12 protein-coding genes are annotated in these 11,941 nt (G+C 70.5%); 5 read left to right on the forward strand and 7 right to left on the reverse strand.

The genetic code is table 11. The annotated features are described in order from the left end of the window. The first annotated feature begins 21 nt into the window (after nt 1–21). The gene (locus ACFPIJ_RS12010) at nt 22–711 is read left to right on the forward strand and encodes a hypothetical protein (protein ID WP_380114812.1); all 690 of its coding nucleotides are present in this window, start codon (nt 22–24) and stop codon (nt 709–711) included. Then, nucleotides 708–1,832: an XRE family transcriptional regulator gene (locus tag ACFPIJ_RS12015; protein ID WP_380114813.1), complete on the forward strand. Its 1,125-nt coding sequence runs from the start codon at nt 708–710 to the stop codon at nt 1,830–1,832. The genes ACFPIJ_RS12010 and ACFPIJ_RS12015 overlap by 4 nt, the downstream gene beginning before the upstream one ends. A gap of 71 nt (nt 1,833–1,903) precedes the next feature. Here the strand turns inward: ACFPIJ_RS12015 and ACFPIJ_RS12020 are convergent, their stop codons facing one another. Then, nucleotides 1,904–2,341: a hypothetical protein gene (locus ACFPIJ_RS12020; protein ID WP_380114814.1), complete on the reverse strand. Its 438-nt coding sequence runs from the start codon at nt 2,339–2,341 to the stop codon at nt 1,904–1,906. An 822-nt stretch (nt 2,342–3,163) separates the two neighbouring features. Here ACFPIJ_RS12020 and ACFPIJ_RS12025 point away from each other — a divergent pair. Next, nucleotides 3,164–3,622, forward strand: a complete 459-nt coding sequence (locus tag ACFPIJ_RS12025) for a hypothetical protein (RefSeq protein WP_380114815.1) — start codon at nt 3,164–3,166, stop codon at nt 3,620–3,622. Nucleotides 3,623–3,634: 12 nt separating this feature from the next. On the opposite strand, the gene ACFPIJ_RS12030 is transcribed toward ACFPIJ_RS12025, so the two are convergent. The 3 genes from ACFPIJ_RS12030 to ACFPIJ_RS12040 all read right to left on the reverse strand — a co-directional run bounded on the left by ACFPIJ_RS12030 (nt 3,635) and on the right by ACFPIJ_RS12040 (nt 7,115). Then, on the reverse strand, nt 3,635–3,991 hold the full coding sequence (locus ACFPIJ_RS12030) for a hypothetical protein (RefSeq protein ID WP_380114816.1): 357 nt from the start codon (nt 3,989–3,991) through the stop codon (nt 3,635–3,637). A 75-nt stretch (nt 3,992–4,066) separates the two neighbouring features. After that, nucleotides 4,067–6,376, reverse strand: coding sequence for a DEAD/DEAH box helicase (locus ACFPIJ_RS12035; protein WP_380114817.1), 2,310 nt, complete (start codon nt 6,374–6,376; stop codon nt 4,067–4,069). Nucleotides 6,377–6,752: 376 nt separating this feature from the next. Beyond that, nucleotides 6,753–7,115, reverse strand: coding sequence for a hypothetical protein (locus ACFPIJ_RS12040; RefSeq protein ID WP_380114818.1), 363 nt, complete (start codon nt 7,113–7,115; stop codon nt 6,753–6,755). 448 nt (nt 7,116–7,563) lie between these two features. On the opposite strand from ACFPIJ_RS12040, the gene ACFPIJ_RS12045 reads away from it, so the two are divergent. Continuing rightward, nucleotides 7,564–8,034, forward strand: a complete 471-nt coding sequence (locus ACFPIJ_RS12045) for a restriction system modified-DNA reader domain-containing protein (RefSeq protein ID WP_380114819.1) — start codon at nt 7,564–7,566, stop codon at nt 8,032–8,034. 760 nt (nt 8,035–8,794) lie between these two features. Here ACFPIJ_RS12045 and ACFPIJ_RS12050 read toward each other — a convergent pair. Both ACFPIJ_RS12050 and ACFPIJ_RS12055 read right to left on the reverse strand, forming a co-directional pair. Beyond that, the gene (locus tag ACFPIJ_RS12050) at nt 8,795–9,580 is read right to left on the reverse strand and encodes a hypothetical protein (RefSeq protein ID WP_380114820.1); all 786 of its coding nucleotides are present in this window, start codon (nt 9,578–9,580) and stop codon (nt 8,795–8,797) included. Beyond that, nucleotides 9,514–9,657 carry a hypothetical protein gene (locus ACFPIJ_RS12055; protein ID WP_380114821.1) on the reverse strand — a complete coding sequence of 48 codons (144 nt, stop codon included), beginning with the start codon at nt 9,655–9,657 and terminating at the stop codon, nt 9,514–9,516. Before ACFPIJ_RS12055 ends, ACFPIJ_RS12050 begins: the two co-directional genes overlap by 67 nt. Before the next feature lie 425 nt (nt 9,658–10,082). On the opposite strand from ACFPIJ_RS12055, the gene ACFPIJ_RS12060 reads away from it, so the two are divergent. Further along, nucleotides 10,083–10,424, forward strand: a complete 342-nt coding sequence (locus tag ACFPIJ_RS12060; RefSeq protein WP_380114847.1) for a CPCC family cysteine-rich protein — start codon at nt 10,083–10,085, stop codon at nt 10,422–10,424. A gap of 138 nt (nt 10,425–10,562) precedes the next feature. Here the strand turns inward: ACFPIJ_RS12060 and ACFPIJ_RS12065 are convergent, their stop codons facing one another. After that, nucleotides 10,563–11,717: a hypothetical protein gene (locus tag ACFPIJ_RS12065; protein WP_380114822.1), complete on the reverse strand. Its 1,155-nt coding sequence runs from the start codon at nt 11,715–11,717 to the stop codon at nt 10,563–10,565. Nucleotides 11,718–11,941 lie beyond the last annotated feature (224 nt).

Raw genomic sequence — 11,941 nt, forward strand, 5'->3', positions numbered from 1 at the left:
GATGCTGCTAGGTTTTCGGTCGTGGATTTGCTGACTGACGCGATCGCCACGCTGGACCAACGTGGCGTCCTCACCCCCCTGGCCGACCTCATCCGGCAGGTATATCGACGGGCGGCCGAACGCCACGAACCCGCCCTGGGCGACGACGCCATGAGCTTCGGCACCACCGTGTGGCGAAACCTGACGAACCTTGGTGCTGCCGAGTTCGCCGGGCGTCCTGGCATGGATGCCCGGGTCGAGGACAATTCGCTGGAGATTCTGGCGGCCGGCTACATCCTGCGGCTTTACTCGTTGCAGGGCGGCACCGACTCAAGTGTCGAGTCGATCCGGTGGGAAGGTAGCGAGACCCGTCTCGGCGGGGCGGTGGAGAATAGCGCCGACGGGCAGCTGGCACTCGACGACGACGAGCAGTTCCCGCACGCGTTCGCCGGCCTGATTCCCCGCAAGCGGCACATCCGGGTCGCACATGCCGGTGACATCGACACCGGCGAAGTGATTGCCTACCTCGGCCTGCCCCGCGATAACCGCAACGGCGGCTCACCGTGGTTCGAGGTGGCCCTGTGGTTCGGCACTCCCGCCCGCACCGCTACAGGACCGGCTGATCGGGCGTCGGAGCGTACGCAGCCGCGCCATGATGAGCTGCCGATTCCGGGCGTTGAGTTGCAGCTGCGCCGCGATGCCCAGACCGCGGGCGCTCCGATGTCTGCATGAGCCGAGGATCGAGTCGCGCCGTCACGCCCGCGTTGGCGGTAGCGGCATTCCAGCCGAACGCACTCACCCTGGCCCGGCGGTGGCGGCGCATATCCAAGAAGCAGCTCGCGGTGCACACCGGAGTCACCGCCGCCGCCGTCAGCCAGTACGAACTCGGCCAGGCCCGGCCATCTGCCGGTGTCCTCGGCCGGCTCGCCCTCGCCCTCGCGCTGCCCGTCGAGTTCTTCGCCGCAGGCTTCCCGACGCCGGCCACGCCAGGCCATGCCCACTTCCGGAGCCTGCGGGTCACCACACAGGCCGAACGCGATCAGGCCCTCGCCTTCGGAGAGATCGCCTGGCGGGTCATCGACGTGGTGCAGCGGTACCTGCACCTGCCGGAGTTGCGACTGCCGCAGCTCGACCTGCCGGAACCGGCGACGACGGCGCATGTCGAAGGTGCCGCGATCGAGGCCCGTGCCGCTTTCGGACTCGGTGACGAACCGATTCCGCACGTCACACGGCTGCTCGAGTCGCACGGCATCATCGTGCTCACCCTGCCCGACGCCTCCGACCGGGTAGACGCCTTCTCCCACTGGTACGGGCAACGACCGTTCATCTTCGCCAGCCCCGGCAAGAACGACAAAGCCCGGTCCCGGATGGACGCCGCCCACGAACTCGGCCACCTCCTGCTGCACCACGACGCCGAACCAGGCAGCCAAATCCTCGAGCGGCAGGCCAGTACGTTCGCATCACAATTCCTCGCCCCGACCAGCCGACTGCGCAACGAACTGCCCGGCCGGCTCAACTTCGACCGCCTTCACGAACTCAAACGCCGCTGGGGCATGTCACTGAAGGCACTCATCTACCGAGGCCACACGATGGGCGTCTACCGCGACCACACCTACCGCCGCGGCATGACCCTGCTCGCCGACTGGGGATATCCAGAACCCGGCGATCTCGGTCCCCGTGAAGCCCCCTCCCTCGTTGGGCAGGCGATGCGCTTGCTCGCATCCGACGGTATCCATCTGGACACGCTGGCGACGCGCTCGGCGATGCCCGTCGAGCTCCTCGAAGCCATCGTCGCCGCGGGCACGGAATCCAACTCCAACATCTGGACGGCAGCCCCGACCCCGCCGAGCTAAGCAAGAATGCCGAAGCCTTGCAAGGCGATCCCTGGGGAAGCTGGTGAGAGGCACTGCAAACGCAATGCTGTTCAGCCGGTCTGGTCGGCAGCCAGGACGTCCCACCGGCGATGCCACTGCTGGATGCGATCGACGGGGATGGCTGTATGATCACTCGTAGGATTGCGGGGGCGGGTGCCGCCCACACGGGCGAGCCAAGCCTCATGATGCATACGGACATCCTGTTGCACCCATAAGGCGGGAGCGACGAAGTAGTCGGGCGTCTCGCCTGTTAGGTCGACGAAGATCACCGCGTGTGCGTCTTCAACCGTCGGGGTGCTGACATTGGCCTGCCATGGGGAGCCGTGCTGGCGCCGCGAGAGCACCTGGACGGTCCGGCCGTCGACGGTGAGGCGGGTACGTGCGCCCACGACTTCGACCTGGTGGCCGTGCGAAGCTGCTGCCGCGGCCGCGTAGAACCGTGCGACCTGGTGAACCTGATGGGTGTTCAGGTGGTCGAGCTGCATCACCAGTCGTCCCGTCTGATCCGCGGATCCATCAGGATCCCCCATGCGTACGACGCTCCCTGCCGACCAGCGAGCTGGCCCGGCCCGTCGGCGGGCATGAGCTCAATCGCCTTAGCGAAGTTCGTCCGAGACAGGTTCCTATCCGTCCGGTCAACCCGCAGATAGTTGCCCGGGACCTCGTAGGTAAACGGCAAATCGTTCACCGTTCGGAACTGCTGCCCGGCGCAGTCCCGGATCCGAGCCCACACCACGTCGATACTCGCCACCGGACCATCATCAGTGATGGCGCCAGCAGACGGAATCCACCGCCAGACCAACCCTCCGCCCGATAAGGCCATGCAGTGACACCGCATGTCCTGCTCCGTCGCTGGTGGCGGCGATAGCCGCTGAGTGACGGCTGACCGCTCCGCGGTAACCAACGCCAGCCTCAGCCGCCTAGCCCAGCGCTACGCCGACCTCAGCATCGAACCGCGGCATCAGTGCATCGGTGTGGAATGCGGTTCGACACGCTGCTCGCCGACGCGCTGATCCGCGACGGGGAGCGGACCAGCGCCGAGGTTGCGAACGCATGGGCCCGGATCTTGCGCTGCTGCCGTCGGGATAGCTGCGCCGCTCCGGCCGTACGGCGAGTGCGTCACGACGTACGGTGCGGGGGCGGTGCGATCGGACACCTGGCGGGGAGGGCGACCTGTGGGAAGATCACGCGGGAACAGCAAGGGGCGGGGCATCCGGGTGCTCAGCGCGGATCAACGAGTCACTGTGCTCGGCCGCGCTGCCCGGCTTGTGAACGAGCTCAATGAGCGCCGACCTCGGTGCATCGAGAGCGTGGTACTGCTGGATCGCGTCACCCGGCTGGTCGAGGTGCGGGCAGAGCCGCTTGCCGTTGCGGTCGTCGCGCAGGGCCCGACCGGCGTGTGCGTGCTCGACGACGGCGGCCGGGTGTTGCGGGGACCGAACTTCGACCCCGCACGGTGGAACGGCGCCGGTCACCTGGTTCTGCACGCCGCCCGGACCGGCTGGTTCTTCGACCCGACCCTGGATCAGGTGAGCCGGATGACCGGGCTGCCCGGCGGCACCCTGATGCAGCAGGTATCGCTGGAGGATCTCAGCTCCGGTGACGTGCCGTTCGAGGTCGATGGTGGGCAGGTGCTGTACCGAGTGGTGCGGGCCGACACGACCTGGCAGACGGCGTACAACGCCGAGTACGCCCGCCTGGGTGGTATGGCGCGGGCGGCGGCACAGCGGGCGCTGGAGTTGGAAGGCTTCGACGAGAACCTCGTCTGAGCCGCGGCAGGTCTACGGCTGCCTCGCCGCCGGTGACCCGCGCGAGGCGCCGGCCAGTTCGGGTGCGACGGCCCTCACCCGCCAGCGGGCCTGCTCACATCGCTGCGGGTCCCAGGTAGGCAGCGGCTCCAGGTGTCGGCTGAGGGCGTAGATCGCGGCGACGGCGCTGCGGGCGTGGGCCTCGCAGCGGTAGCGGTGCATGATGTGGCCGCCTTCGCTGGCAGGGCGCCGGCAGTCGCTGAGCTCGACCGTCCACAGGCCGGAGCCGTCCATCGTTTCTTCCAGTCGCACGAACAGGTGCCGGACTGGGTCTCGGTCGGTCCCGGTGATCAGCCAACCGGCCTCGCGCAGTTGGGGGATGCCCACCATGCCGCCAATCCTATCGAACACGTGTTTGACTGCGGGCCTGTTGCGGCTTCGGGAGTCAGCAGTGGTGTCGCGTGTTCAGCGGCGCCAGGTCGGGCTGACCTCGTCGAGCGCGCGGATGCGGTCGGTTGTGAGGGTGCCCGCGTGCAGTTTGTCGCGTTGCTTCTGTAGCCAGACGCCGAGGCGGAAGCCGTCGCTGGTCTGGTACGAGCTGGGTGCGTGCAGGTCGCCGTGAGTGCGGTGGTAGCGGCGGGCGGCGGTCAGGCCGAGATTGAAGCGGTGTTCGCGGGAGTCCCAGATGATGCCGACCGCTTCGAGTGCCGTGATGCGGTCGGTGGTGAGGGTGCCGCGTTTGTACAGCATGCGTTGGGCGACGATGAACTGGCCGAGGCGGTAGCCGTCGGGTTCGGTGTGTTCGTCGGGGACCTGCAGGTGGCCGTGGCGGGCGTGGTAAGCGGTGGCGGCGGTGATGCCACGTTGCCACATCGCCTCGTACGGGGACCACTCGATGCCGAGCGCCTCAAGCGTAGCGGCCCGGTCGGGGCCGAGCTTGCCGGCGTTGTACTGCTTGCGTTGGTAGCGGATCCACGAGCCGAGCGGGTAGCCGTCGGCGGTGACGTACTCCGGTGCGACGCGGAGATGGCCTTCGTGGTGGCGGTAGGCAGTGGCCTGGGCCAGCCCGACCTGCCAGCGGGTGCCGCGCGGGTCCCATGGCATGCCGAGGGAGTCCAGGGCGGCGATGCGAGCTTTGGACAGGACGCCGCTGCGGCGGGCTTTGCGTTGGTGGTGCAGCCACCGGCCGAGGGGGTAGCCGGTGTCGGTGACGTGGTCGACGAGGATGCCGAGGTGGCCGTGGGTGGCGTGGTAGGCGGTGGCGGCGCCGTAGCCTTCCCACCAGGGTGAGGTGGTGGCGGTGATCAGCCGGATGGTGAGGTGCCGCAGGTACTGCTCGACGTCGTAGCCGTCCGGGACCCGGACCACGATCTTGTCCGGGAGGGTCCACCGGTCCGCGGGTCCGGCCTGGCGTTGCAGGTCCAGGGCAGCGGCGAGGGTTTCGTCGTGGGCGCGCAGGGCGCGGACGACTTCCCAGACGGTGTGGTAGCCGTCCAGGTCGGCCTGGGCGGCGGCGTGATTCGCGGCGTCGGGTTCGTCGGCGGCAAGGACCGGCACGAGGATCGTCGCGACGCCGCTGCCGGCCGGATTGCGGCGCAGCGCCCGCCCGACGGCCTGGACGATGTCGGTGGGTGAGGTCTTGGGGTGGGCGAACACGACGCTGTCGACGGCGGGGACGTCGACGCCTTCGCCGAGGCAGCGGGCGTTGGACACCACGGTCCACCCGTCGTGCGGCGGGTCGGCCAGGTCGGCCAGGACCGCGCGGCGGTAGGCGCTGTCGTGGCGGCCGTCGACGTGGTGGCACGTCAGCGGCCGTGCCGGACGGGCGGTGTCAGGCAGGGTGGCGAGGGTGCCGGGCAGGGCGTCGATGAACGCTTCGGAGGTGGCGATGCGCGGGTGGTAGACGATGGCGCGGCGCAGGTCGAATTCGGTGGCGGCGCGGGCCAGGGCGGTGATGACCATCGCGGTGCGCAGCGGCCCGTCCCCGCCGCCGACGTCGGTCGCGGTGGGCCGGCCAGGACTGGTGAGGGTGCGAAGTAGTGGCAGGAGTTCGGCGCGGGTGACCGCAACGATCGCGATGCGGTAGTCGTCGAGCCAACGGTCGGCGATGGCCTGGGCGAACGGGTAGCGGGCCAGGACCGGCCCGAACACGGCCTGGTCGTCCATGGACAGCACCGGCGTGTCGTCGTCGCCGGTGTCGCCGAGGCGTGGGGTGGCGGTCAGGTACAGCCGGCGGTGGGCCGGCAGGGTCGTGTCGTCGTGCAGCAGGGCGGAGTGTTTGCCGTCGTGGCCGGCGGTGTGGTGGGCCTCGTCGACGACCAGGAGGTCGGCGGTGACGCCGGCGGCGCGCAGCCCCAGTCCGAGTTGCCCGGCCGACAGGTGGGTGGTGACGATGAGCCGGCGGCCCGGTACGGGTTCGACCAGCCAGGCGGCGATCACGTCGGGGTCGGTGGTCGTCGTGGCGGGCAGGTCGGTGCTGATGACGGCCGGGTCGGTGACGCCGTCGTCGCCGCACACCGCGAGGACGGCGCCGGCGACGCCGCGCCACACGTGCAGGGTTTGCGCGACCAGCGCGACCGTCGGGCAGGCCACCACCGCGACCCCGCCGGCCGGGCACACCCGCATCGCGACGTGCGCGGCGGCGACCGTTTTACCGGTCCCGCACGCGGCGATGATCTGACCCCGGCCACCGCCGGCCAATGCGGCAGCCGCCGCCTCGACAGCGGGCTCCTGCCATCCCCCAGCGTCCGGCAACCGTGCAGGTGCCAGCCCCATCCGTTCCTCCCACCTTCGCCACCCCGCCGGTTCGGCGCGCACACCGCCGACTCGCAAGCCCGCCCGGTTCGCCCGGAGCCGCGGCGTGCGGACGCGTCGCGACACGCAAGGGCCACATCCGCATGGCCGGGCGACCGCCATATCGGCATCGATCGGCTTGCATGGAACCTCGACTGTCGGCCGGCACCAAGTCCGGCGCCCGGTCGGCGCCGGGGGGTTCGGATTCCTTCGCGGGTTGCTGGTGCGAGCGGTGCACGCTGGCTGGTCACGCCCGCATGGGCATCAGGCCCCCGATCCAGACGGGTCGTGACCGTTGTTGCGGCAACGACGGCAGGAGCGTCCGACGGGTCGTCGGGCGCCCCTGCGGCGGCCGTGGCTAGGACTCGTCGGTTCCCGTCGTGATCGCGCCGCTGATGTTGTGCAGGATCTGCTGCTCGTCGGTGTGATCGGCGTGCAGGATCGCGTACAGCGCGATGCGCTGGATGCGGTCGGGCACGTCGGCGGTGAGCTGGATCATCCAGGTCGGGTTGCCGTCGTCGTTGCGGCGGCTGAATCGGGCTTCGTGCCGGTGGACGATTTCGATCGTGGCCAGCACGCCGCCGCCGTCGGGGTCGGCGTAGGTGGTGATGCCGTTGACGGCGTCGTCGGCGGTGTAGCCGAGCTCGGTCAGTTCGGCGGTGAGGGCGGTGAACGGGTCGTCCGCGGGTGGAGCGTTCTCGTCGAGTCGGGCAGCGATCACGGCTGGTCCTTCCGTCGTGCCGGCGCGGGGTATGCGCCGGTCGCGACGAATGAAGCGGCAGTGCCGCGCATGACTCAGTCGGCAGCCGTGCCGTAGCGATGCCGGACCGATGGCCCGCCGACGACGGCCGGCGGACGCGACGCACGTGCTACCGCCACGGTGCGATGCGCCGCGCGGCGACGGCCCGGTCGGGGCTCGTCTGGTCCCGGTATCGGGGCGGTGCACCGGGCGGCACCATGGGACCGTTGCGAGTGTTGCTAACGCGGCGTGCCGCAGCAGCGCGCAGGGCGCGTCCGTTGTGGACATCTGCCGTGTGACCAGCTTGGCCGGGCACGCATGTGCTCGCCCTCCGGACTTGACTGGTGGTGCACGCAGCGCGTGGATGGAGCTCGGTCCGCGGCCGTCCGGCTGAGGCCTGCCACCGCGGGACGTTGCGGTCGCGGCGCGAATGCGGAAGGACGGTCAGCGGGACGCGAACAAGATCGACGCTGATGATCAGGTGTATGCCCCGCTGCGCGAGCTGGGCCGGACCGGTGACACCTTCAACGGCGTCCTGCGCAAGCTCCTGCGACTGCCCGGCCGGGACCCGTCCGGGCGGCGCCGCCACCGGCCGGGCAAACGCGGACTCGGCACGCTGGTCCACGCCGGCCTGCTGCAACCCGGCCAACGCCTGACCTGGGCCCGCCCCCGACTCGACGAGCGGCACACGGTCACCGTCGACGCGGACGGCAACCTGATCACCGAGGACGGCAGCGTCTGCGCCACCCCGGACAGCGCCGCCGCGGCCTGTACCGGCTACCTCGCGGCGGACTGGCCGGCCTTCTGCACCGACGACGGCGTCAGCCTTGAAACGCTCCGGAACCGCCTCGCCGGCGGTCAGACCGGCAACGCCCGCCAGCACGGAGCACCCGAAGGCTAGATCCACCCAACCGGCTTGGTGGTACGACCAGATCGACGAGTGCGCCGCCGCACGGGCCGGTGCCGCGGCCTCGCCGATGATGACTTCTAATGGCCGTATGGCCTAATGTTGACGGATGGGTATCGATCGTGGATCGCCGACTCCCGTGTACGTGCAGCTGGCCGAACTCCTGCGGGACCAGATCAGCGCAGGGCGATACACGCCGGGTAGTGCACTGCCGCCGGAAGACGGCATCGGCCGGTGGTACGGGGGTGGGCCGGATGTCGGTCCGGCGGGCTCTCGCGATGCTACGGCATGAGGGCCTGATCGTGACCGAACGCGGCACCCCTGTCTCGGTGCGGTTGCAGCCACCACGCATGTTCCTCGAACTGGCCGACACGGACCAACTGATCGCCCGGATGCCGACCCGGCAGGAGGCCCAGCACCTGGGAGTGCAGGTCGGCGTGCCCCTGCTGCAGGTGGTACGCGCCGACGGGTCGGAGCAGACCTTCCCCCGCAGACCGGTTCGGCGCCCGAGGTGCGCCCCACCCCCTGAGCGGCCGACGCCCAGTAGGGTGCACGATCCGACTGCACAGCACCCCGGCGTGCGTGGCCCGCTCGTACAGTTCGGCGCGGTATGCCTCGAAAGTGTCAGCGCCCGTCACGACAGCCCGGTTCGCCGAGCATGGTGAGGTAGTCGCCGCCGGTGCCGGCGTGGCCGGAGTGGAGCACGGTCCGTCGGGACCGGTATTCACCGGTGCCGGGGTGTCCAGCCAAGACGTCACGGCCAGATGGTGTCCGCGAGCAGGTCCGGTCTGACCGGCCGGATCCGCAACGCGATCAGCGGCTGGGCACGGGTGGGGTGGATGACGTCGAGCCACTCCACGCCGTGGTGGTGGCTCAAACAGGCCGGGATCTGCGGGAAGTAGCGCAGGGCAAACCCGGCGAAGTACGGGGTGTCAGGACCGGCGAGGTCACGGCCGTGCAGGTGAACCTGGGCCAGGTCGACGCCACGCTTCTCGAAGTGGGCCAGCACCGCATGCCCGGCCCGGAACAGCGGGCTGGTCGGCGCCCACCGACGGTGCAGATGCTCCTGGGCGGCCGCATCAGCGACCGGCATCCCAGGCAGTTCGAGCCGGTGCAAGGTGATCGCGCCGTCCGCGACGGCCGTGCTGAGGCGTTCACGGGCAGGGCGGGAGATCCACCGGTCCAGGCCCTCGAACTCGGGCAGCATCGCGTCCCGGGGTGCCCTGCCCGCGCCGGGGTCGACCTCGATGGCGTGCAGCCGCTCCACCGCGACATCGAGGGTGTCGCCGGCACGCCACAACAGGGTCAGCGGGAAGTCGACCCGGTCGCGGGCCTCGAACAGGAACTGGCAACTACGGGAGCCACCGACCAATGCCCGGCGGATGACCAGATACGGATCGGGGCCGTAGAACAGGCAGTTGGTGAAGTGCGCGATCCACCGCTCGCCGGTCTGGTCCAGCTCGATCTCGATGTCTAGGTCGTGCGGTTCGACGGCGCCGCGGGCGTGGACCCGAACACCGAGACCTCGGAGACGATGCACAACGGCCACTCCTCACGCCCGGCATGCAGGGCGCCCAGCAGCTGCTCAGCCAGTTGGGTGGCCCGCCGACGGTTCATGACCGCCAGCGTGCCAACTCCACCCGCGGGACGGTGGACACGATCACCGGACCGGGCACTGACCGATGACACCGACCGGTGCTCCCCGACCGGAGCACTCGCTCCTGGCTCGGCAGCACACCGTGAGGTGTACACGCGCCGCGAGGCGGCGACGGGTACACGTGCGCACCGCAGCAGAAGTGCCGGCCGTCGAGACATCATCGGCGAGTACGTGCCGTGATAGTCACCGGGTGACTGCTGAGGGCACGACCGCGACGGCGACGAGTCTGGTCCAGCGCTACGCGACCTGGAGGTCCGGGCCAATGGGATCAGCGCATCGGTGCGTGGGATGCGGTTCAACCGCCTGACGCGGTCTGGTGCGGCGCGGCGAGGACGTCGAGTCGATCGACGCTGGCGTCGAGTTCAGCCGGCGAGAAAACCGGCTGATGACCGCAGCGGGGTGTCGGCGAGCAGGACTGGACACGGACGGCCACCGAACGGCCTCGTGCTATTCCCGGCGCTGCCGGGCATGTGGAAGGCTTGCCGGTGTGGGTCAGCCAACTTTGCCCCGGTGCGCTTGTTGTGGTTTCCGAACGGGATGCACCACCTGCCCGATCTGCTATTGGACCGATGATGGCCGCAGCGACGTGGACGATGATGTGGTGACCGGCAGCCGCAACGGCGACCTGAGCCTCGCCGATGCTCGGCTCAACTTCAGCATCTGCGGTGCCAGTACGCCCCGCTACAAAGACCTGGTCCGCGCGCCCCGTGCCGACGAACGACCCTAGGGGCGGGCAGCGCTGCCGTCACGAACGGCGCCTGCGGCGGTGGGTCTGCTGCAGCGCTCCACAGCCTGCCGTACGTCCATACCGACCGGGCGACCGGGCGACCGGGCGACCGGGCGGCTGTCCCGGCTGCTGGCTGGGTTACCAGGCGTCGTGTACGGCGATGATGCGCCGCCACGGGACCGTGACGGTGGGACAGCCGGGCAGGTCGTACGGCCGGTATGTCAGAGCGCCGGTGTCCGGGTCGACCGCGTCCGGGGAGACGACGAGTTCGATCCGGTCGAGCGCGTCTGGTTCGCCTGCGGCGACGACGAGGACGGCGGTGTAGTGGTGCAGTGCCTGGCACAGCTGTTGCAGGAGCTGTGCCGAGCCCGGTCCGCTGGTGTGGTGGTTTTCGGCGGGGATCCATCGCCACCGCTGGGGCAGGTGCCAGTGGTAGTCGCCGTGGTCGGTGGCCCAGTCGCGTAGGTCGGTCGCCGGGCCGGTCGCGGCGCGCCAGGCGGCGACAGCGGGTATCGGCCCGGCCGGGTCACTGGCGCTGTCCTCGGGCAGGTACCCGGCGGCGGAGCGCAGTAGGGCCCGCACCTCGCGGTCGTCGACCGGGGTGTCGGCGGGCAGGACGGTGCCGGGTTCGGCGTGCAGGTAGTTGCTGCGGTGGGCGGTGGCGTGGCCTGGGGCGAACGCCGGTACCCGCAGGACGACCGCCCACGGCACGGTCTGCGCTGAGGGCATCGGATTGCGGTATCGGGTGGTGAACACAGCGCTGGCCAGGACCGGGTACTGGGTGAGGTAGGCGACCTCCCGGTCGGATTCGTTGATGATCGGCCACCCGGCGACCAGCAGGAGTTGATCGCCGTCGCCGCTGTGCAGGTGACCGTCGTGCAGGGCGGCGGCCAGCCGGGTGCACCAGGCGTCGACGACGTGGCGGCGCACGAGCTGGAACTCGGCGGCGGCCCACGCCGCCGGTGAGGCATGTCCGGTCGCCGCGGTCAGCGCCTGGGTGGGCAGCAGCGACACGTCACGGACCTCGGCGCTGCCGAGGCGGGTCTCGACGGCGGCGAGCATGGCGGCGTGTCCGGCGGTGAGGTCACCGTCGGCGGCGACCGCTTTCAGCCACGCGTCGAGGGCGTGGCGGGACAGTTCCGGTTCGTAGAGCATGCGGCGGGCGCCGCCGGCGATCGCTTCGATGATGTGGGCCTCGTCGAGGGTGGTGCGGTCGCGCAGCAGCAGGTCCCGGGCGCGGGCGGCCAGGACCCGCAGCCCGGGCGGACCTGCGGCCTGCCGGGCCACCGCCACCGCGGCGTCGGCCCACCGGCGCAGCCGGTCCCAGGCCGTGACGGCGGCGGCGCGATGCGCGGCGAAGCCCCGGGCGCCTTGAGCCCGGCGAGCAGCTCCGGGATGGGGTCGGGCGGGCCGAACGGGGTCTGCCGCGACCAGCGGGCCACGTCCAGCCACCCCATCCCGGGGGCGAGGCGCTCCAACTCCGCGACCCATTGCGCGGCGGCGACGATCAGGCCCGC

The organism is Dactylosporangium cerinum (assembly GCF_042653625.1).
GTDB classification, from domain to species: Bacteria; Actinomycetota; Actinomycetes; order Mycobacteriales; family Micromonosporaceae; genus Dactylosporangium; species Dactylosporangium cerinum.

Coding starts and splice junctions, on each gene's coding strand:
- ACFPIJ_RS12030 (WP_380114816.1), bottom strand. CDS start 3,991: ATGGTGGGCATCCCCCAACTGCGCGAGGCCGGTTGGCTGATCACCGGG.
- ACFPIJ_RS12045 (WP_380114819.1), top strand. CDS start 7,564: ATGCGGAAGGACGGTCAGCGGGACGCGAACAAGATCGACGCTGATGAT.
- ACFPIJ_RS12015 (WP_380114813.1), top strand. CDS start 708: ATGAGCCGAGGATCGAGTCGCGCCGTCACGCCCGCGTTGGCGGTAGCG.
- ACFPIJ_RS12060 (WP_380114847.1), top strand. CDS start 10,083: ATGACCGCAGCGGGGTGTCGGCGAGCAGGACTGGACACGGACGGCCAC.
- ACFPIJ_RS12055 (WP_380114821.1), bottom strand. CDS start 9,657: ATGAACCGTCGGCGGGCCACCCAACTGGCTGAGCAGCTGCTGGGCGCC.
- ACFPIJ_RS12035 (WP_380114817.1), bottom strand. CDS start 6,376: ATGGGGCTGGCACCTGCACGGTTGCCGGACGCTGGGGGATGGCAGGAG.